Source organism: Streptomyces sp. TLI_171, from assembly GCF_003610255.1.
Taxonomy (GTDB): Bacteria; Actinomycetota; Actinomycetes; order Streptomycetales; family Streptomycetaceae; genus Kitasatospora.
Map to the genome: position 1 here is coordinate 4098023 of NZ_RAPS01000001.1, position 18429 is coordinate 4116451.

20 protein-coding genes and 1 pseudogene are annotated in these 18429 nt (G+C 73.5%); 10 read left to right on the forward strand and 11 right to left on the reverse strand.

What is annotated here, in order from left to right; all coding sequences use genetic code 11:
- Window position 1: 1 nt before the first annotated feature.
- The 4 genes from BX266_RS18750 to BX266_RS18765 form a co-directional block, all read right to left on the reverse strand.
- Entirely contained in the window at window positions 2-475 is a 474-nt protein-coding gene (locus BX266_RS18750; RefSeq protein WP_099901332.1) for a copper chaperone PCu(A)C, read from the reverse strand.
- Window positions 472-1149, reverse strand: a complete 678-nt coding sequence (locus tag BX266_RS18755; RefSeq protein WP_099901334.1) for an SCO family protein — start codon at window positions 1147-1149, stop codon at window positions 472-474. Before BX266_RS18755 ends, BX266_RS18750 begins: the two co-directional genes overlap by 4 nt.
- Before the next feature lie 88 nt (window positions 1150-1237).
- A complete protein-coding gene (locus tag BX266_RS18760; RefSeq protein WP_099901336.1) occupies window positions 1238-1966 on the reverse strand; it encodes a YcnI family protein in 729 nt (242 codons plus the stop codon).
- A 130-nt stretch (window positions 1967-2096) separates the two neighbouring features.
- Window positions 2097-2900, reverse strand: coding sequence for a hypothetical protein (locus BX266_RS18765; protein ID WP_099901338.1), 804 nt, complete (start codon window positions 2898-2900; stop codon window positions 2097-2099).
- Window positions 2901-3184: 284 nt separating this feature from the next.
- Between BX266_RS18765 and BX266_RS18770 the strand changes: the two genes are divergently transcribed.
- The 6 genes from BX266_RS18770 to BX266_RS18795 all read left to right on the forward strand — a co-directional run bounded on the left by BX266_RS18770 (window position 3185) and on the right by BX266_RS18795 (window position 7605).
- Window positions 3185-3802 carry an ATP-binding protein gene (locus BX266_RS18770; protein ID WP_180290531.1) on the forward strand — a complete coding sequence of 206 codons (618 nt, stop codon included), beginning with the start codon at window positions 3185-3187 and terminating at the stop codon, window positions 3800-3802.
- A 93-nt stretch (window positions 3803-3895) separates the two neighbouring features.
- Window positions 3896-5134 carry an MFS transporter gene (locus BX266_RS18775; protein WP_099901342.1) on the forward strand — a complete coding sequence of 413 codons (1239 nt, stop codon included), beginning with the start codon at window positions 3896-3898 and terminating at the stop codon, window positions 5132-5134.
- Between the two features lie 70 nt (window positions 5135-5204).
- Window positions 5205-5591 (forward strand): YciI family protein, encoded by a 387-nt coding sequence (locus BX266_RS18780; RefSeq protein ID WP_099901344.1) that lies wholly within the window; start codon window positions 5205-5207, stop codon window positions 5589-5591.
- A gap of 50 nt (window positions 5592-5641) precedes the next feature.
- Complete coding sequence (locus tag BX266_RS18785) at window positions 5642-5875, forward strand: hypothetical protein (RefSeq protein WP_099908033.1); 234 nt, start codon at window positions 5642-5644, stop codon at window positions 5873-5875.
- 86 nt (window positions 5876-5961) lie between these two features.
- Window positions 5962-6579, forward strand: coding sequence for a TetR/AcrR family transcriptional regulator (locus BX266_RS18790; RefSeq protein WP_099901346.1), 618 nt, complete (start codon window positions 5962-5964; stop codon window positions 6577-6579).
- Window positions 6580-6651: 72 nt separating this feature from the next.
- Complete coding sequence (locus BX266_RS18795; protein WP_099901348.1) at window positions 6652-7605, forward strand: alpha/beta fold hydrolase; 954 nt, start codon at window positions 6652-6654, stop codon at window positions 7603-7605.
- Window positions 7606-8031: 426 nt separating this feature from the next.
- On the opposite strand, the gene BX266_RS18800 is transcribed toward BX266_RS18795, so the two are convergent.
- Both BX266_RS18800 and BX266_RS40035 read right to left on the reverse strand, forming a co-directional pair.
- Entirely contained in the window at window positions 8032-8259 is a 228-nt protein-coding gene (locus tag BX266_RS18800) for a DUF5302 domain-containing protein (protein WP_099901350.1), read from the reverse strand.
- Window positions 8260-8343: 84 nt separating this feature from the next.
- Window positions 8344-8475 (reverse strand): hypothetical protein, encoded by a 132-nt coding sequence (locus tag BX266_RS40035; RefSeq protein WP_259464750.1) that lies wholly within the window; start codon window positions 8473-8475, stop codon window positions 8344-8346.
- A 121-nt stretch (window positions 8476-8596) separates the two neighbouring features.
- Here BX266_RS40035 and BX266_RS18805 point away from each other — a divergent pair, with 121 nt between their 5' ends.
- Window positions 8597-9415 (forward strand): integrase, encoded by an 819-nt coding sequence (locus BX266_RS18805; RefSeq protein WP_143686960.1) that lies wholly within the window; start codon window positions 8597-8599, stop codon window positions 9413-9415.
- 18 nt (window positions 9416-9433) lie between these two features.
- Here BX266_RS18805 and BX266_RS18810 read toward each other — a convergent pair whose 3' ends face one another.
- The gene (locus BX266_RS18810) at window positions 9434-9985 is read right to left on the reverse strand and encodes a maltokinase N-terminal cap-like domain-containing protein (protein WP_099901354.1); all 552 of its coding nucleotides are present in this window, start codon (window positions 9983-9985) and stop codon (window positions 9434-9436) included.
- A gap of 118 nt (window positions 9986-10103) precedes the next feature.
- Between BX266_RS18810 and BX266_RS18815 the strand changes: the two genes are divergently transcribed.
- Window positions 10104-10925 (forward strand): hypothetical protein, encoded by an 822-nt coding sequence (locus tag BX266_RS18815; protein WP_099901356.1) that lies wholly within the window; start codon window positions 10104-10106, stop codon window positions 10923-10925.
- Window positions 10926-10957: 32 nt separating this feature from the next.
- On the opposite strand, the gene argJ is transcribed toward BX266_RS18815, so the two are convergent.
- The 4 genes and pseudogenes from argJ to BX266_RS18835 all read right to left on the reverse strand — a co-directional run bounded on the left by argJ (window position 10958) and on the right by BX266_RS18835 (window position 14758).
- Window positions 10958-12103, reverse strand: coding sequence for a bifunctional glutamate N-acetyltransferase/amino-acid acetyltransferase ArgJ (argJ, locus tag BX266_RS18820; protein ID WP_099901358.1), 1146 nt, complete (start codon window positions 12101-12103; stop codon window positions 10958-10960).
- A 520-nt stretch (window positions 12104-12623) separates the two neighbouring features.
- Window positions 12624-13037 (reverse strand): annotated as a pseudogene (locus tag BX266_RS18825) (sigma factor); the annotation flags it as partial.
- 133 nt (window positions 13038-13170) lie between these two features.
- Window positions 13171-14127: a pirin family protein gene (locus BX266_RS18830; RefSeq protein WP_099901360.1), complete on the reverse strand. Its 957-nt coding sequence runs from the start codon at window positions 14125-14127 to the stop codon at window positions 13171-13173.
- Window positions 14128-14269: 142 nt separating this feature from the next.
- Window positions 14270-14758, reverse strand: a complete 489-nt coding sequence (locus BX266_RS18835) for an SseB family protein (RefSeq protein WP_099901362.1) — start codon at window positions 14756-14758, stop codon at window positions 14270-14272.
- A 213-nt stretch (window positions 14759-14971) separates the two neighbouring features.
- On the opposite strand from BX266_RS18835, the gene BX266_RS18840 reads away from it, so the two are divergent.
- Both BX266_RS18840 and BX266_RS18845 read left to right on the forward strand, forming a co-directional pair.
- Window positions 14972-16801, forward strand: coding sequence for an acyl-CoA dehydrogenase (locus tag BX266_RS18840; RefSeq protein WP_099901364.1), 1830 nt, complete (start codon window positions 14972-14974; stop codon window positions 16799-16801).
- Window positions 16802-17016: 215 nt separating this feature from the next.
- Window positions 17017-18318 carry a M18 family aminopeptidase gene (locus tag BX266_RS18845; RefSeq protein WP_099901366.1) on the forward strand — a complete coding sequence of 434 codons (1302 nt, stop codon included), beginning with the start codon at window positions 17017-17019 and terminating at the stop codon, window positions 18316-18318.
- Window positions 18319-18429 lie beyond the last annotated feature (111 nt).

Here is an 18429-nt window from a genome sequence, read left to right on the forward strand (position 1 = left end):
ATCAGCTTCCCGGACGGTACGTCAGCGGCTTCACCGGGACCTTGACCACGACCGTGCCCGCCTTCGCGAACCGTAGGTCCAGCTCCAGCTCGTCGCCGAGGGCCGGCTGCTTCGCCCAGTCCATGATCATCAGGTGCGCGCCGCCCCGGGACAGGTCGAGGACGCCGTTCGCCGGCACCTCCATCGCGCCGACCTGCTCCATCGAGGTGTCCGTCGACCGGTGCATGGTCACCGACCCGGCGGACGGGCTGCTCACGCTCACCAGCCGGTCCGCGCCGCCGTCGTTGCGGACCGTCAGGTAGCCCGCGCCCATCCCGCCGGGGGTGGCGGGCAACGGTATGTACGGGTCCGCGACGGTCAGCCGCGGCGCGTCGGAGCCGTCCGCGGACTGGTACGCCACCACCCCGGCGCCGGCCGCCAGCACCGCCGCCAGACCCGCCCCGATCAGCGCGGTGCGCCGGAACGCCGAACTCACACCGCCACCCCGTTCGCCAACAGCTCCAGGTCGTGCCGGTAGGTCTCGGTCGAGGTGCCCGCCATGTACAGCAGGTGCGCCTTGTCGTCGGTCGGCAGGAACGCCAGCACCTGCGCGCCGTGCGTGGAGGTCACCGCGCCCTTGGCGTCCACCACCGGGTCCTCGACCATGATGCCCAGCGGCTTCGCCGCGGCCTTCACCTTCGCCAGGTCGCCGGTCAGTCCGACGAAGTCCTTGCCCATCGAGTCCAGCCAGGTCCGCAGCACCTGCGGGGTGTCCCGCTCCGGGTCGGTGGAGACGAACACGATGTCGAGCTTCTGCCGCTGCTCGGCCGTCAGCTTCGACATCGCCACCCCGATGTCGCCCATCGTGGTCGGGCACACGTCCGGGCAGCTGGTGTACCCGAAGAACAGCAGCACGGGCTTCCCCGCGGTGCGCGCCCTCAGGTCGTACGGCTGCCCCGAGGTGTCGTTCAGCACCAGGTCAGGCTTCTCGAAGTGCTTGCCCAGCACCGTCCCCTGGTACTGGCTGGTGGACGCCGGCCTGCTGACCTTCGCCGCCCCCTCGCCGCCGCCGCCCCCGGAGGAGGAGCAGGCCGACAGCGCGAGCGAGGCGCCGAGGACGAGGGCGGCTGCGGTCAGCAGCCGGGGCCGGGGGTTCTGCAGGGATGCCAAGGGTCTTTCCTGTTCCGTGCGGGAGCGGTGCGGGGAGCGGAGGGCGCCGGGCCGGGGCCGCGCGGGGCGGCCCCGGCCCGACGGTGCGTCAGTTCTGTGCGGAGCGGCGGCGCAGCCCGGCCACGCCGAGCGCCGCACCGACCACGCCGACCACGATGCCGACCACGCCCAGCGTGCGGGCCGTGGAGTCGGAGGACTTCGCGGCGGCCGCGGTCTGCTGCTGCCCGGTGGCGTCACCGGAGTGGTGGTCGGCCGGGGCCGCCGACGCGGCCGCGGCCTTGGTGAGGGTCAGCGTCGGGGCGGGCTTCGCCGGCTCCGGCTGCCCGTCCTTGGACTCCTCGATCCAGCGGACCACCTCGCCGTTGTCGTACGTCTGCAGCGCCTTGAAGGTCAGCGTGTCGGTGTCGCTCGGCAGCGCGCCCAGCGAGACCCGGAACTCCTGGAACTGCCCGGGCGCGATCTTCGTCCCGGCGTCCGCGGTCCAGGTGATCTTCGAGACCGCCTCGGTGATCTGCTGGCCGTGCGAGTCCAGCGGCTTGTCGAGCTTCGACTTCTCCATCACCGCGGTCCAGCCCGGCAGCGGCTGGGTGCGCACCGAGGCCATCGGGTGGTCCAGCGGCAGGTTGACCTCCAGCTTCACGGTGGAGGCGGTGTCGCTCTCGTTCGGCACCCGGAACGCCACGGCCGTGTACCCGCCCTGCTGGGCACTGCCCGGCTGGACGGTCACGTGCGCGAACGCGGGAACGGCGGACGCCAGCAGGGCGCCGGCCGCCACCACGAGCGCGCCGACGGAACGACGGGCGGAAAGCGAACGCATCAGGGGACTCCTGAGGAAAGGGCCGCGCGGCAGCGCGCGTCGGCACGAGGGGGTGAGGACTCGTCGGCCCGCTCACGACGCGGGCACGGCGGCAGCGGTGCGCGCCCGAGCCCGGCCCTCCGGGCCCCGCTCAGCGCGCGAACGCCACCGCGGGCGGTCCCCTGCGCAGCACGCAGTGCCGCAGCGCCGCCGCCACCGGCAGCGGCCAGTCCTCCGGACGTCCGCCCCGCGCCGGGGCCGCCGGGCGCTCGGCGGCCAGCAGCAGCGTCGTCAGCAGCGCCACCGCCGTCCGCACCGGGGCCGCCCACTCGCGCGCGGTCAGCGCCGCCGTCCGCACCAGCCGCCACAGCGCGGCCTCGCCGCGCCGCAGCCACCAGCCGGCGACCAGCGCCGCCGCGAGGTGGCCCAGCAGCATCGCGGGCGTCAGCCCCAGCCAGCCGGACACGTGCGGGGCCGCCGCGGCGGCCAGCGCCTGCGGATCCAGACCCGCCGCGCTCACCACCTGCTCCGGCGTGGTGTCCAGCGGAACGACCGTCAGCCCGTCACCGGGCGTGTCGTTGCACAGCAGCCGACCCGCGACCGCGGCCAGCGGGTCCGGGCCGCCCATCGCGGCCATCTCCGCGTGCGGCATCGCCGCACCGCCGCCGCCCAGTCCGCTCGCGAACCGGTGGAACAGCAGGTGCAGTCCCAGCTGGCCGCCGGCCAGCGCCGCCGCGATCGCCCCCAGCGAGCGCTCCCGCCCGCCGGCCAGCGCTGCCAGCGCGCACACCGCGGCGAAACCCGCCGCCAGCGTGTCCGGCGCCACCGCGCCGCCCGCCCGGGCGTGCCCGAAGGCCGCCACCAGCGTGCAGACCAGCGCGAACGGCACCGCCCGCAGCACCCGCAGGTCCCAGGCGGCCACCGAGGCCCGCCCAGCGGGCACGGCGGCGCCCATGGGGGTCCCCCCGGCCGGAGGCCGGGGGAGGGCGGCAGCGGGGAGCTCAGTCATGGCCGGGACATCATCTCACCGCCTACACCGGACCCCGGGGCAGGGGCCGGAACCCGCCGTGGGTGGCCGGATCCCGCCCGGCGCACTTCCTGGGCCGCGCGCTGCTCGGCACACCCGACAGGACCAGTCCATCCGCCGAACGAGCGGTACCGGCGAGTGCGGACGGTTCACCGCGCGTAGCCGAGGAGATAGCTAGTTGTATGTGGAGCCGCAGCCAGGAGGGATCTCCCGTGGACATCTGGTGGACTCTGCACCTCAAGCGCGACCCGGCCAGCGTGCCGCTCGCCCGCCGCATCCTGCTCGGCGCCATGGACTCCGCCGGAGTCGACCCGCAGGTCGCCTTCGACCTCGGCCTGGCCCTCACCGAGGCCTGCGCCAACGCCGTCGAGCACGCCGTCCCCGCCCACCCCGGCGACACCTTCCAGGTCACGGCCTCGCTCGGCGGCGACCGGGTGCGCATCGAGGTCGCCAACACCAGCCCCGCCCCGGCCGCCCCCCGCCCGGCCCCGCCGCGCCGCCCCACCGGCGACCGCCCCGCCGCCGACCGGCCCGCCCCGCGCTGCCGCACCCGCCGCGGCCGGGCCTCGGTCCCCGCCCGGGTGCTGGCCGTCCGCCGCCCCACCGACCGTCCGGCCCCGTACGACACCCACGTGCTGCCCCCGCTGCGCCCCGCCCTCCTCGCTGCGCCCGCCGACACCGTCCCGGACCTGGAAGCCGAGTGCGGCCGCGGCCTGTTCCTCATCCACGCGCTCGCCGACCACGTGCAGCTGCGCACCCACCCCCAGCGCGGCGCCACCGTCAGCTTCGACAAGATCCTCAGCGCCCCGCTGCTGCGCACCGCGTCCTGACGCCCCGTCCCCGCCGCGTCCCACGGGCCGAAACCCGCTGGCGGTCGGCCCCGGCTCTCCGGCTATGGTCTAGTCCACTCGTCGGAGGGGACCATGACCACCACCGCCGCGGAGCCGGCCTCCGCATCCCGCCTCGCCCTCGCCCGGATGGGCCAGGCCCTGCAGGGCCGGGACTTCCGGATCTGGTTCGCCGGACAGCTGATGTCCGCCTCCGGCGCACTCGCCCAGGGCGTCGTCCTCTCCTGGATGATCTACCAACTCACCCACAACGCCGTCTGGTTGACCCTGCTGACGGCCTGCACCTGGGGCCCCACGCTGGTCCTCGGCCCGTGGGCGGGCGCCCTGGTGGACCGCTCCGAGCGGCGCCGCCTGCTGATGGTCACCCAGGCCCTGATGCTCTCCCTCGGCCTCGCGCTGGCCGTCACCACCGCGCTGTTCGGCCAGCACCTCTGGCTGCTGCTGACCCTCGCCACCTGCACCGGACTGGTCGCCACCGTCGACTCCCCCGCCCGCCAGGTCTTCGTGGTCGACCTGGTCGGCGCCGGCTCGGTGGCCAGCGCCGTCGGCCTGTGGGAGGTCGCCCTCAACGCCTCCCGGGTGATCGGGCCGAGCGTCGCCGGCGCCCTGCTCTCCTTCGGCGGCCCCGCGCCGGCCTTCGCCTTCAACGCCCTCACCTACTGCGCGCCGCTGCTCGCCCTGAGCAAGCTGCGCCCGGCCGCCCCCGTCGACCGCACCGCCGCCGCCCTGCGCCAGAGGGCGAGCGCCCGCGAGGGCCTGGCCTACGCCCGCCGCTCCCCGATCATCCGCGGCCTGCTGCCGATGTCCGCCGCCAGCGGCCTGATCTTCGCGATGAACCTCACCGTGCCGCCGCTGGTCGACCGCGCCCTCCACCTCGGCCCGACCGGCTACAGCCTGCTGATGGCCGCGTTCGGACTCGGCGGCCTGCCGGGCGCGCTGCTCGCCGCCTCCGCCCCCGAACCCACCCCGCGCCGGGTCCGCACCCTCTCGGTCGCCACCTCGGTCGCCGTGCTCGCCACCGCGCTCGCCCCGGACGTGTACGTCGCCGTGCCCGGCATGGCCGCCGTCGGACTCACCTCCATCTGGTACATCGCCAGCGCCAACACCCTCGCCCAGCTGCGCTCCGCACCCGAGATGCGCGGCCGGGTGATGTCCCTGTGGGGCAGCGCGATGACCGGCACCCTGCCCCTCACCGGACTCGCCGTCACCTTCCTCGCCCAGAACGTCGGCGCCCGCCTCGGCTTCGCCGTCTCCGGAGCCGCCCTGCTGCTCGCCACCCTCGCCGCCTGGCGGGCCCTGCGACCCGCCGTCTGATCCCGTGTCGAGGACCGCGGCCGCGGCTCCGACCGTACGGTGAACCCACCGCACTGCGAGGAGCCCGGCCGTGACCTACCTGCTGCAACTGCACTTCAGCCTGTCCGACACCCCGTTCCCGCCGATCCCGGACTGGCCCCCGGCGCACGTCGCCGCGCACCTCGCCCACATGCGGGACGCGGTCGCCGAGTTCACCGCCACCGGCGAGCTGGTCGAGGCCCGCGGCCTGGCCATGCCCGAGACCGCCCTGATCGTCCGCGCCACCGCGGACGCGCCGCAGGTCACCGAAGGGCCGTTCCCCGCCACCAGGGAGTTCCTGTACGGCTGGTGGCTGGTGGACTGCACGGGCCCGGAGCGGGCGGTGCAGATCGCCGCCCGGATCTCCGCGGTGCCGGGCCACGACGGGCGGCCGATGAACATGCCGATCGACGTCCGCGAGGTGCTGCCCGGGAGCTGACCCCGGGGCGCGAATTGCCGGGTCCGTCCGGGCGGCGGACCATGGTGATCATGATGCATCAGATGCGCGCCGAGACCGGCCCCACCGGCGCCACGGACTCCGTGGTCAGCTGGCACATCGTCCGCAACGCGGACCCCGTGGCCCTCTGCGGCAAGGAACTCACCGCCACCGCCCCCGTCCAGGACGCCACCCGCTGGACCCTCGACCCGGACCACAACTGCCACACCTGCGGAGCCCTGTTCCTCCGCGAGTCCCCGTACCTCCCGGACGAACACACCGGCTGACGCACCACCAGGGGCGCGGGTCGGCCCGCGCCCCCGCCGGTGCGGCGTAGCCTTGGCTTCCCCTGGTCTCGCGCGGAGGTGCTCTCGTGGTTGTCGACTCCTCCACCGACGGCCGGGTCCAGCGCGGGAACGAGACGCGGCGGGCGGTGCTCGGGCGGGCGGTGCAGGTGGCGTCCGTCGAAGGGCTGGGCGCGCTGTCGATCGGGCGGCTGGCGACGGACCTGGGGCTGAGCAAGAGCGGGGTGTTCGCCGGCTTCGGGTCCAAGGAGGAACTGCAACTGGCGACGGTCCGCGCGGCGCGGCGGATCTTCTACGACCGGGTGGTCGCCCCGGCGCTGGAGGCGCCGCCGGGGGTGGGCCGGGTCCGCTCGCTGTGCGAGTTCTGGATGGACTACTCGCGAGGCCGGGTCTTCGAGGGCGGCTGCTTCTTCTACTCGGTGACGGCCGAGTTCGACGCCCAGCCGGGCCCGGTCCGGGACTCCCTCGCGGAGGCGGCGCTGGAGTGGGAGTCCCTGATCACCGACGAGCTGCGGGCGGCGGCCGCGTCCGGCGACCTCCCGCCCGGCAGCGACCCGGAGGAGCTCGCGCTGCTGCTGACGAGCCTGATGGACGGCGCGAACGTGCACGCGGTGCTGCACGACGACCCGTCCCGCTACGACCGGACGATGCGGGCGATCCACCGCCTGCTGGGCATTCCGGCCTGATCCCGGACCGAAGGCTCACCGCCCTGCGGCGAGCCCAAAAACTGCACGAACGGTCGTGCTAATATCTCGGCCATGGCACCCACCGTCGCCCTGCTGCGCACCGCGTTGAACGCCGCCTCGCTCCTCGCCACCGCCCCGCCGGGCCGGGTGGCCTTCGAACTGTTCCGCCACCCGATGCGCCGCAGCCGGGTGCGCTCCGCCGAACGGGAACTGCACGACCTGGCCGTCACCGAGGAGATGACGGTCAACGGCAAGCGGGTGCGGGTCTACCGCTGGGGCGACGGCCGCCGGCCGGTGCTGCTGGTGCACGGCTGGCAGTCCCGGGCGTCCCGGTTCGCCCCGTACGTGCGCGGGCTGCTGGACCTGGGGATGAGCCCCATCGGGTTCGACGCGCCGGGCCACGGGGACTCGACGGGCCGGGCGACCACGATCCTGGAGTACCGCGAGGTGATCGGGCGGCTGGCCGAACGGCACGGCCCGTTCGAGGCGGCCGTGGCGCACTCCTTCGGGGTGTGCTGCACGTTCCTGGCGATGGCCGAGGGCGTGCCGGTCGGACGACTGGTGGCGGTCGCGGGGGTCGCCGAGTTCGACTTCCTGGTGCAGGGCTTCGCCGCGATGCTGGGCCTGAACGACCGGCTGAAGCATGACCTGGTCCGGCGGATCGAACGCGTGCTGCTCCCCGGCGCCGGCGAGATCTGGCACCGCTTCGACGCCACCCGCCGCCCGGAGCGGATCACCGCGCCCATCCTGGTGGTGCACGACGAGGACGACGACGTCGTCCCGATCCGCCAGGCCCACCTGCTGCACGCCGCCTACGGCGAACCACAGTTGCGCCTGATCACCACTCAGGGCCTCGGCCACCGCCGAGTCCTGTCCGAGCGCACAGTGGTCGACAACGCACTCGCATTCCTCACCGAGCCCGCCCCCGAGCCGCCAGCCGCTCCGTCAACTGTGCTGGTGTCCGTGCCCACCCCTGAGCCCCAGCCTTCGGTGCTGCCTGTGCCTGTGCCGGTCCCCGCGCCCTGAGCCTTCGGCCGCACCTGGGCCGGTGGCCGCGTCCGGCCTTCAGTCGTACCCGCGCCGTCGGCTGTGCTGGTGTCCGTTGCCACGCCTGAGCCGAGCCTTCGGTGGTGCCTGTGTCTGTGCCGGTCCCCGCGTCCTGAGTCTTCGGCCGCACCTGGGCCGGTGGCCGCGTCCGGCCTTCAGCCGTGCCCGCGCCGTCGGTCGTACGGTGTCCCTGCCCACCCCTGAGCCCTGGCCTTCGGCTCTGCCGGAGCCTTCGGTCGTGCGGGGCGGGAGCCTGCGCCCGCGACTGTGCCTTCGGCTGTGCTCGGGGCCGGGGGCGGTGTCCGTGCGGATCCGACGGCTGGTGGTCGGGGAACGCGGCGGGCGGCCGGCCCGGTGCGAAAGCACCGGGCCGGCCGCCCGTTCGCTCGCGGAGCCGGCGCCCGATCAGCCGCCGCTCTTGCGGCGGAAGGTGCGCTTGCCGCCGGCCGCGCCGTGGGTGCCGTGGATCTTCGAGTCGCTGCCGGGGCCGCCGCCGGCGTTCCGGCCGCCGCCGCCCTTGCGCTGGAGCGCGGCCAGGAACTTGGCCTTCTGGTCGTCCTGCCCGGCGGCCTCGGGGGTGTCGGCGTCGGCGTCCGGCGCGGGTTCGGCGGCCGGGGCGGTTTCGCTGCTCATGGGGACCTCCTGGACGGGAGCGGGTGTGCTGAAGCACACCCTGCCATGTCGGGCGGGTGCGCCGTCATTCGATATCGGAGTCCGTCAGCTCCGGCGCGCCGCGTCATGGGCGTGGTGCCGCTCGTCGCGGTACTGCAGGCCGCCCATCATGTACAGCAGGGCGAGGATCGGGAAGCCGATCGAGGCGATCACCAGTACGAAGAACTGCCAGACCATGGGGCCTCTCCTGTCGCGAGCTGAATTACGGTACTTCGACCCATTATGTCCGAATCAATCCGTGCAGGGATCGCTGTCCGACCCCTGTTCGGGGCCGGGCGACGGCCGCAGACTGTTGGCCATGCGGGTAGAGCTGGCAGTTGACGCGCGCCGCCCGGACCGCGGCTGCGAGGACTTCGCGGTGGCCACCCCGGAAGCCCTGGTGCTGTTGGACGGGTCCAGCACGCCGGAATCCCTGGAGTCCGGCTGCGCCCACGGAATCGCCTGGTACGTGCGCCGCCTCGGGGTGCACCTGCTGGCCCGGCTGACCGACCGCGCCGACCTGGGCATCGCCGAGTGCCTGGCCGACGCGATCGCCGGGACGGCCGCCCTGCACGGCGGCTGCGACCTGGCCAACCCGGCCACGCCCGCGGCGATGGTGGTCGCCGCCCGGCTGCGCGGCGACACCCTGGAGTACCTGGCGCTCGGCGACTCGCTGCTGGTGCTGCACCTCAAGGACGGGCCGCCCCGGGTGATCGGCGACAACCAGCGCTTTCCCGGCGGCGAGGAACTGCGCCGGCAGGTGTGGTCGACCGTCCCGGGCAGTGCCGAGCGCGCCGCGCTCTACCTGCGGTACGCGGTCGCGGTCCGGGCCGCCCGCAACACCGGGCACGGCCCGTGGATCGCCGCGGCCGCCCCGCACGCCGCCGACCACGCCGAGACCGGCTTCGCCGCCCTCGCCGACCTGCACGGCGTGGCCGCCCTCTCGGACGGCGCCGCCCGCTTCACCGGCCGCCTGGAGCTGGGCAGTTGGGCCGACGCGGTGCGACTGCTCGCGGAGGCCGGACCGGCCGAGCTGATCGGCCAGGTCCGGGCCGCCGAGCGCAGCGACGCGCACTGCCTGCGCTGGCCCCGCAGCAAGGCCCACGACGACGCCGCGGCGCTCTACGCCCGGATCTGAACCGGCGTCAGGAGGACGTCAGGACGCGGTCAGGAAGACCGCTCGCACGGACGACCCGTCCGGGGCGGTGTACCCGGCGACCACCTCGCCCGGTGCGGGTCCGGCACCCGCCCCGATCGGCTCCAGCACCCGGCGCAGCACCGCGGCGACCGGGCCGTCCACCGCGGCGACCTGCACGTCGCGGTCGGGCGTGTCGCTCTCGCTCTGCATCTGCGGCACCGCCCGGCCCGCCAGCAGCTCGGCCAACTGGGCCCGCACCACCGGGTCCTGGGCGCCGTCGTAGAACCAGCGGGTGCCCAGCACGCCGTGCTCGGCGGTGCCGATCAGCGCACCCTCGGGCACCCCGTCCAGCGGCTCGCCGCGGTACGCCATCGGCACCAGGTAGGCGGCCCGGTCGTCGGCCACCACCATCAGCTCGATGCCGACCTCGCCCGCCGGGTCGTCCAGCCGGAACCCGCCGGCCCGGGTCAGTTCGCCGCCGCCCGGCCGGAACCAGTCCTGCCCCGGCAGCCACTCGGCCAACAGCTCCAACTTGCCCGGCCGGACCGTGGTGTGGTGAATCGTCGCCATCTCCGCCTCCTCGTCGCGCGGTGTTCCCGCGGGCCCAGCCTACGAACGGCGACGGCCGGTAGCGTGGTGGGCCACGGGGACGGCGACGGCGGGGGGACGCGCGGTGGGGATCAGGCAGGTGGGCGAGAGCGCCGGGCGGCGGGCCGGCGCGGCCCTCGGGGCGGTGTCCGACGCGGTGGCCTCGGCCCGTGCCAAGGCCGGATCCGACTGGCCGCGACGGGCGCTGGAGACCCACCCGAAGCCGGCCGTGCCGCCGGCCGAACCGTGGGAGGTCTCGCTGGCGGGCCTGGTCGGCCGACTGCCGCACGTGCCCGGCCCCGCCGTGCGGCTGCTGCACCTGCTGGACGGGCTGGGCCAGGTCGCGGTCGGACCGGAGGAGGTCGGCTTCGACGGGGAGTCGGTGGCCTGGGGCAAGGTCCTGGAGATCCGCTGCCACAGCACCGTCGACCTGCTGCCGGAGGTGGTGGTCGACCGCGAGGTGGACCGGATCCGCGAGTTCCTCCCGCCGGTGCCCGGCCGCAAGTGGCTGGTCACCAAGGCCGCCGAGGCGCTGCTGACGGTGGCGCTCGCGGCGACCGCCGCCGCCGAACGCCAGGAGCGCTCGCTGCCCTGCGAGATCGTCGCCAAGAACCTGATCGGCCGTCCGAAGGGCCTGCCCGGCGGCCTGTTCGCGGCCTCGGTGCTGACGTTGGTCCCCGAGGCCGGCGAGGCGATCCTGGCCGCCGCGAAGGAACGCGGCGTCAAGGTCACCGTGGTCGACGACCCGATGGTCGGGGTGCACGCCGAGCGCGCCGTCCAACTGCGCGCCGCCTCCGACCGCCTGGCCGAGGCGCTGCGCCGCCTGCGGGCCGCCGAACCCGAGGAGTCCAAGGCCGAGATCGGCGCCGCCGCGCTCGCCGAACTGGAGCAGTTGCGCGAGCCGCGCCCGCCGCAGGACTGACCGCGGCGGGCGCTGCCGGGGCGTCAGGTGGTTTAGTCGGCGTTGATCTTCACGTAGCCCTCGGTGAGGTCGCAGCCGTAGACGGTGAACGCGCCGTCAGCGACCCCGAGTTCGACCGAGATCAGAACCTCGTCCGCCTCCAGGTGGCGGCGGGCGGCGGCCAGCAGCTCCTCGGTGGACGGTGCCGGGTACACCTCCAGGTCGCCGAACCTGATCCGCACCCGGTCCGGGTCGAGGTCGGTCTCCTCGTGCAGCTTGCCGATCGCCATCGCGACCCGGCCCCAGTTCGGGTCCGCGCCGTGCACGGCGGTCTTCACCAGCGGCGAGTTGACGACCGCCTTGGCGACCCGCTTGGCCTGCGCGTCGTCCCGCGCGCCGGTGGCCCGCACCTCGATCAGCTTGCTCGCGCCCTCGCCGTCCCGGGCGATCTCCCGCACCAGGTGCAGCGCCGCCCGGTGCAGGGCCCGCTCGAACTCGGCGTGGTCCACCGGTCCGGCCAGCCCGTTGGCGAAGATCGCCGCGGTGTCGCTGGTCGAGGTGTCGGTGTCGATGCTGAGGGCGTTGAAGGTGCGGTCCATCACCCGGCGGAAGACCGCGTCCAGGACGTCGGCGGGCAGTTCCGCGTCGGTGAAGAAGAAGGTCAGCAGGGTCGCCATGTTCGGCTCGATCATGCCGACGCCCTTGGCCACCGCCGTCAGCACCGCGTCCCCGCAGGTCACCGTCACCTGCTTGGGGCGGGTGTCGGTGGTCATGATGGCCCGTGCGGTGGCCGCGAAGTCCGCCTCCGGCAGCCGGGCCGGCAGTGCCGCCAGCCCGGCCCGGATCCGGTCCATCGGGTACCGGCGGCCGATCACCCCGGTGGAGGCCACCACCAGCTCCCCGGGGTCGACGCCCGCCAACTCCGCCGCCAGCACCCGCAGTTCCGCCGCCTCCTCGGCCCCGTCCGGGCCGGTGGCGACATTGGCGTTGCCGGAGACCGCGACCATGCCGCGGCTGCGCCGCCGCGGCGCGTCGGCCCGGCTGAGCGCCACGCTCGGCCCGGCGAACCGGGACTGCGTGAACACGGCGGCCGAGTGCGCGGGCACCTCGGAGACCACCAGCGCGAAATCGGCCGCGCTCTCCTTGACGCCCAGGTGTGCGGTGACGCCGCGGAAGCCGCGGGGCAGGTCGGAACGCATGGGACGGACCCCCTCCTCCCGTGACCAGAATGCATGACTATGAGCGGGCCAGCATAGTCATAAGACGGGCGTGCCGGGCGTCTCAGCGTCTCAGCGAGAACGGCAGCGGCGGCACCGGCTCCCCGTCCGCCGCCTCGCCCCGGCTGTCCAGGCCGACGACGGTCAGCCGGCCGGCGATGCTCACGATGCCGCGCGGGTACCGTCCGCCGATGGTGGGGCCCTGCGGAAGGTCCAGTGACTCCCAACCGCCGCGCCGCAGTTGAGCCCCCGTCGGCCGGTAGACACCGTTCTCCACGACCACGCCCACCACGGCGATCCCGTCCGGCGTGCGGGTCAGGCCGTTCAACGTGCCCAGCTCGACGCCGGTGTCCCGGTGCGACCAGGCTCGGCCGTCGAAGTGCGCGACCAGGGCCTGCTGATGTCGGCTCAGGTCGGGGTTCTCGTTGCCCGCCGCCCAGATGTCGCCCGGGCCCGCCGCGACCAGGTGGGTGAGCTCGCCGTACCGGGAGTCCAGGTCCGGCGCGGCGACCCGGCTCCAGGCCCGACCGTCGTAGTGCAGCAGCAGGGGCCGCAGGACGACCATCGCCCGGGCTCGGGCCGGCAGTTCGGCCAGCGCGGTCAGCAGGGTCACCCGCAGGTCCGCGTCGCTCCCCGGCGACACCTCCGGCGACCCCGCCAGCACCCCCAGCTGCCTGGCCACCGACCACCGGCGCTGCTCCGCCAGGAACGTCCGGGTCAGCACCGTCCGGGCGTAGGCGTCGAGGTTCTCCATCCGGGAGACCCGCCGCCAGTGCGCGAACAACTTCGCCAGGGTCGCCTGCGCCAGGTCCTCCGCCCGGTGGCCGTCCCCGCACAGCAGGTACGCCGTCCGGTACAGCCGCCGGCTGCACGCGGCCGCGTACTCCTCGAAGCTCAACCCGTCAGTTCTGCGCATCCGCCCCTCCGGCTGCTCGGCCCGTCACCCCTTCTCAATGCGCGAGCCGGCCGAAAGGTTGAGTCCGGGAACGCCGGAAGCCCGCGTGCCCCGTCCGGAGACGGGGAACGCGGGCTTCCGGGGTGTCGGTGGGTCAGTTCTCGCCGGCGGGGACGGTGCCGAGGCGGCCGGCCTGGAAGTCCTCCATGGCCTGCTGGAGCTCACGGTGGCTGTTCATGACGAACGGGCCGTACCAGGCGAGGGGTTCGCGGATCGGGAGGCCGCCGAGCAGGACGACCTCGAAGTTGGCGGAGCGGGAGTCCTGCTTCTCGTCGGCGCGGATGGTGAGGCTGTCGCCGTCGCCGAAGACCACGGCCTGCCCCATCCGGAAGGGCTGGCGGTCCTGGCCCGCGGTGCCGGTGCCGGCCAGGCCGTAGGCGAGGGCGTTGAAGTCGCGCCGCCAGGGCAGGGTGACCTCGGCGCCGGGGTTCACGGAGACGTGGATCATCGTGATGGGGGTGTGGGTGGCGCCGGGGCCCTGGTGGCCGTCGAGCTCGCCCGCGATGACCCGGACCAGCCCGCCGCCGTCGGCGGTGGCGAGGAGCTTGACGCTGCCGCCGCGGATGTCCTGGTACTTCGGGGTGATCATCTTGTCCGAGGCGGGCAGGTTGACCCAGAGCTGCAGGCCGTGGAACAGGCCGCCGGACATCACCAGCGACTCCGGCGGGGTCTCGATGTGCAGCAGGCCGGAGCCGGCCGTCATCCACTGGGTGTCGCCGTCGGTGATGACGCCGCCGCCGCCGTGCGAGTCCCGGTGGATGAAGGTGCCGTCGATGATGTAGGTGACGGTCTCGAAGCCGCGGTGCGGGTGCCACGGGGTGCCCTTGGGCTCGCCCGCCTGGTAGTCCACCTCGCCCATCTGGTCCATCATGATGAACGGGTCCAGGAACTTCTGGTTGATCTTGGCGAAGGCGCGGCGGACCGGGAAGCCCTCGCCCTCGAAGCCCTCGGGAGCGGTGGCGACGGTCAGCACCGGCCGGGGGACGGAGCCCTCGGCGGGCGCCGCGATGCGCGGCAGGATCAACGGGTTCTCGACGGTCACGGCGGGCATGTCGGCCTCCTTCGGCGGGTCTGTGGCCTACGTGGACCACAGTAGTTCAATTCTCAACCACTCGCAAGGTTGAACGTTGAACTATGTCGGCGCATTCCCGCCGCCGGGAGACCTCGCGAGGGCGGGACCGAGGGGTCCGGGATCAGCCGTACATCCGGCGCATGGTGAAGTCCACCATCTGCTCGACCGCGCGGGCGTCGAACACCATCCGGTGCTCGCCCTCCATGTCGAGGGCGAAGCCGTACCCGGTGGGCAGCAGGTCGAGGATCTCGGCGCCGGTGACCGAGAAGTGCTTGGACTCCTTGCCCGCGTACCGCTTCAGCTCCTTGACCGAGCTGAACATCGGGATCACCGGCGTCGGGGTGTTGTGCAGGGCCAGGAAGCCGGGGCGGTCGCCGCGCGGGCAGTACACCTTGGAGGTGATGAAGATGGCCTGGAAGTCCTCCACCGGCATCGCGCCGGTGGTGAAAGCGCGCACCGCGTCGGCCAGCGAGGGCGGCGAGGGCTCGGGGTAGAGCGACTGCTGGGCGGCCTGCGGGTCGCCGTACCCGGGACCGGGCATGCCGGACATCCCCTGCTGCATCTGCTGCTGGTAGGGGTCCTGGTAGGCGCTCTGCTCGTAGCCGTACACGGGGACAAGGCTATCGGGCCGCGCCCCGCTCGGGGACGGGAGATCCGCACAATCCGGGGCGGGGCTCCATTGTGGGACGTGACCACGTTCATACCCCCGTCACGTCAGGGGGCTTGAACAAGTTACCAACGGGTAGCATCATGGGGCGTACTGGTGGGTAAGCGGTGCGCCGGAAGCGGCCGCCCGTGGAGCAGACGAACCGGAGATACGGTCATGGGTCACTACAAGTCCAACCTGCGGGACGTGGAGTTCAACCTCTTCGAGGTGTTCGGCCGCGACCAGGTGTACGGCACCGGTCCGTTCGCCGAGATGGACGTCGACACCGCGAAGAACATCCTCAGCGAGATCTCCCGGCTGGCCGAGAACGACCTCGCCGCCTCCTTCGTGGACGCCGACCGCAACCCGCCGGTCTTCGACCCGGAGACCAACACGGCTCCGATCCCGGAGACCTTCAAGAAGAGCTACCAGACCTTCATGGACGCCGAGTGGTGGCGCCTGGGCATCCCGGAGGGCATCGGCGGCCAGGTCACCCCGAACTCCCTGGTCTGGGCGTACGCGGAGCAGGTCCTCGGCTCCAACCCGGCGATCTGGATGTACTCCTCCGGCCCGGCCTTCGCCGGCGTCGTGTACGACGAGGGCACCGAGGAGCAGCAGCAGGTCGCGCAGCGCATGGTCGAGCGCCTGTGGGGCGCCACCATGGTGCTGACCGAGCCCGACGCGGGCTCCGACGTGGGCGCCGGCCGCACCAAGGCGATCAAGCAGGACGACGGCTCCTGGCACATCGAGGGCGTCAAGCGCTTCATCACCTCGGGCGAGCACGACATGTCCGAGAACATCATCCACCTGGTGCTGGCCCGCCCCGAGGGCGGCAAGCCGGGCACCAAGGGCCTCGGCCTGTACATCGTGCCGAAGTTCGACTTCGACTGGGAGACCGGCGAGCTCGGCGAGCGCAACGGCGTCTACGCCACCAACGTCGAGCACAAGATGGGCCTCAAGGCGTCCAACACCTGCGAGATGACCTTCGGCGCCAAGCACCCCGCCAAGGGCTGGCTGCTCGGCGAGACCGTCGACGGCATCCGCCAGATGTTCAAGATCATCGAGTTCGCCCGCATGATGGTCGGCACGAAGGCGATCGCCACCCTCTCCACCGGCTACCTGAACGCGCTGGAGTACGCCAAGGAGCGCGTGCAGGGCGCCGACATCGCCCAGTTCATGGACAAGACCGCCCCGCGCGTCACCATCACCCACCACCCGGACGTCCGCCGCTCGCTGCTCACGCAGAAGGCGTACGCCGAGGGCATGCGCGCCCTGGTCCTCTACACCGCCTCGGTGCAGGACGACATGCTGGCCGCCCGCCTGCGCGGCGAGCACGACGCCGCCGCCGAGCGCCTGAACGACCTGCTGCTGCCGATCGTCAAGGGCTACGGCTCGGAGAAGTCCTACGAGCAGCTCGCCCAGTCCCTGCAGACCTTCGGCGGCTCCGGCTACCTGCAGGAGTACCCGATCGAGCAGTACATCCGGGACGCCAAGATCGACACCCTGTACGAGGGCACCACCGCCATCCAGGGCCAGGACTTCTTCTTCCGGAAGATCGTCAAGGACGGCGGCCAGGCGCTGACCGCCGTCAACGAGCAGATCAGCAAGTTCCTCGCCACCGGCGAGGGCGGCGCCGAGCTGGCCGCCGAGCGCGACCTGCTGGCCACCGCCGCCGGTGACCTGGAGGCCATCGTCGGCAAGCTGATCGCCGACCTGACGGCGGTCGAGCAGGACGCCAAGAACATGTACAAGGTGGGCCAGAACACCACCCGCCTGCTGCTGGTCTCCGGCGACGTGGTGGTCGGCTGGCTGCTGCTGCGCCAGGCCGCGGTCGCGCTGGCCAAGCTGGAGGCCGGCGCCTCCGAGAAGGACGTCCCCTTCTACCGGGGCAAGATCGCCGCGGCCAAGCACTTCGCCCGCACCGTGCTGCCCACCACCACCGCGCAGCGCCAGATCGCCGAGGCGATCGACAACGAGCTGATGGAGCTCGCCGAAGAGGCCTTCTGATCCGGTGGCCACGGCCGCCCGAACGACCGCCTGACCCACCCTCACCCCGCGGGGCCCGGTAACTCACCGGGCCCCGCGCGGCGTTGTGTCGCGCCCCGTTCACTGTTGTGTCACCGTTGCGGAGTTCCCGGAGTCCTGTCCGTGTACGGGCATATGCTCAGGGGACGGGCCCCCGCAACCCCACCAGGCCCGGCCGCCCTCAACCCAGGAGCAAAATGTCGACCGCCGCCCGAACGGCCCACTTCGACCGGAAGCACACGGACGACCTGATCGCCTTCCTCGCCGCCTCCCCCTCCCCGTACCACGCGGTGCAGAGCGCGGCCGAGCGGCTGGAGCGGGTCGGCTTCCGACGGGTCCGCGAGACGGACGCCTGGGACGGCGACAGCGGCGGCCGCTACCTGGTGCGCGGCGGCGCCCTGATGGCCTGGTATGTGCCCGAGGGCCCCGGCCCGGCCACCCCCTACCGAGTGGTCGGCACCCACACCGACTCGCCCAACCTGCGGGTCAAGCCGATCCCCGACACCGGCTCGGCCGGCTGGCGGCAGGTCGCCGTCGAGATCTACGGCGGCGTCCCGCTCAACACCTGGCTCGACCGCGACCTGGGACTCTCCGGCCGGCTCGCCCTGCGCGACGGCTCCACCCGCCTGGTCCACCTCGACGAGCCGCTGCTGCGCGTCCCGCAGCTCGCCATCCACCTCGACCGGCAGGTCAACGAGGGCCTCAAGCTCGACAAGCAGCGCCACCTGACGCCGATCTGGGGAATCGGCGACAGCACCGAGGGCGCCCTGCTCGACTACGTCGCCGAGCGGGCCGGCCTGGCCTCCGCCGACATCGCCGGCTGGGACCTGATGGCCCACGACGTCCAGCCGCCCGCCTACCTCGGCCGCGACCGCGAACTGCTGGCCGGCCCGCGCCTGGACAACCAGCTCTCCGTGCACGCCGCCACCGCCGCGCTCGCCGCCGTCGCCGAGGCCGGTGGCCCGCTCCCGTACATCCCGGTGCTCGCCGCCTTCGACCACGAGGAGACCGGCAGCGAATCCGACACCGGCGCGCAGAGCCCGCTGCTCGGCAACGTCCTGGAGCGCTCCTGCTACGCCCGGGGGGGCACCCACGAGGACCGCGCCCGCGCGCTGGCCGGCACGGTCTGCCTGTCCTCCGACATGGGGCACGCCGTCCACCCCAACTACAGCGAGCGCCACGAACCCGGGCACCACCCGCTGCCCAACGGCGGCCCGATCCTCAAGGTGAACGTCAACAACCGCTACGCCACCGACGGCGTCGGCCGGGCCGTGTTCGCCGCCGCCTGCGAGAAGGCCGGCGTGCCCTGGCAGTCCTTCGTGTCCAACAACGCGATGCCCTGCGGCACCACCATCGGGCCGATCACCGCGGCCCGCCTCGGCATCACCACCGTCGACTGCGGCATCGCGGCGCTCTCCATGCACTCCGCCCGCGAACTCTGCGGCGCCGAGGACCCGCACTACCTGGCCGGCGCCATCAAGGCCTTCCTCGAAGGCTGACCGACAGCCCGCTCGGTACCTCGCGTCCCGACCGGGGCGCGGGGAACTGCGCGAAGCGGAAGAGGCTCACCCGAACCTCCCCCCGACTCCGCGCAGTCCCGCCCACGTCGG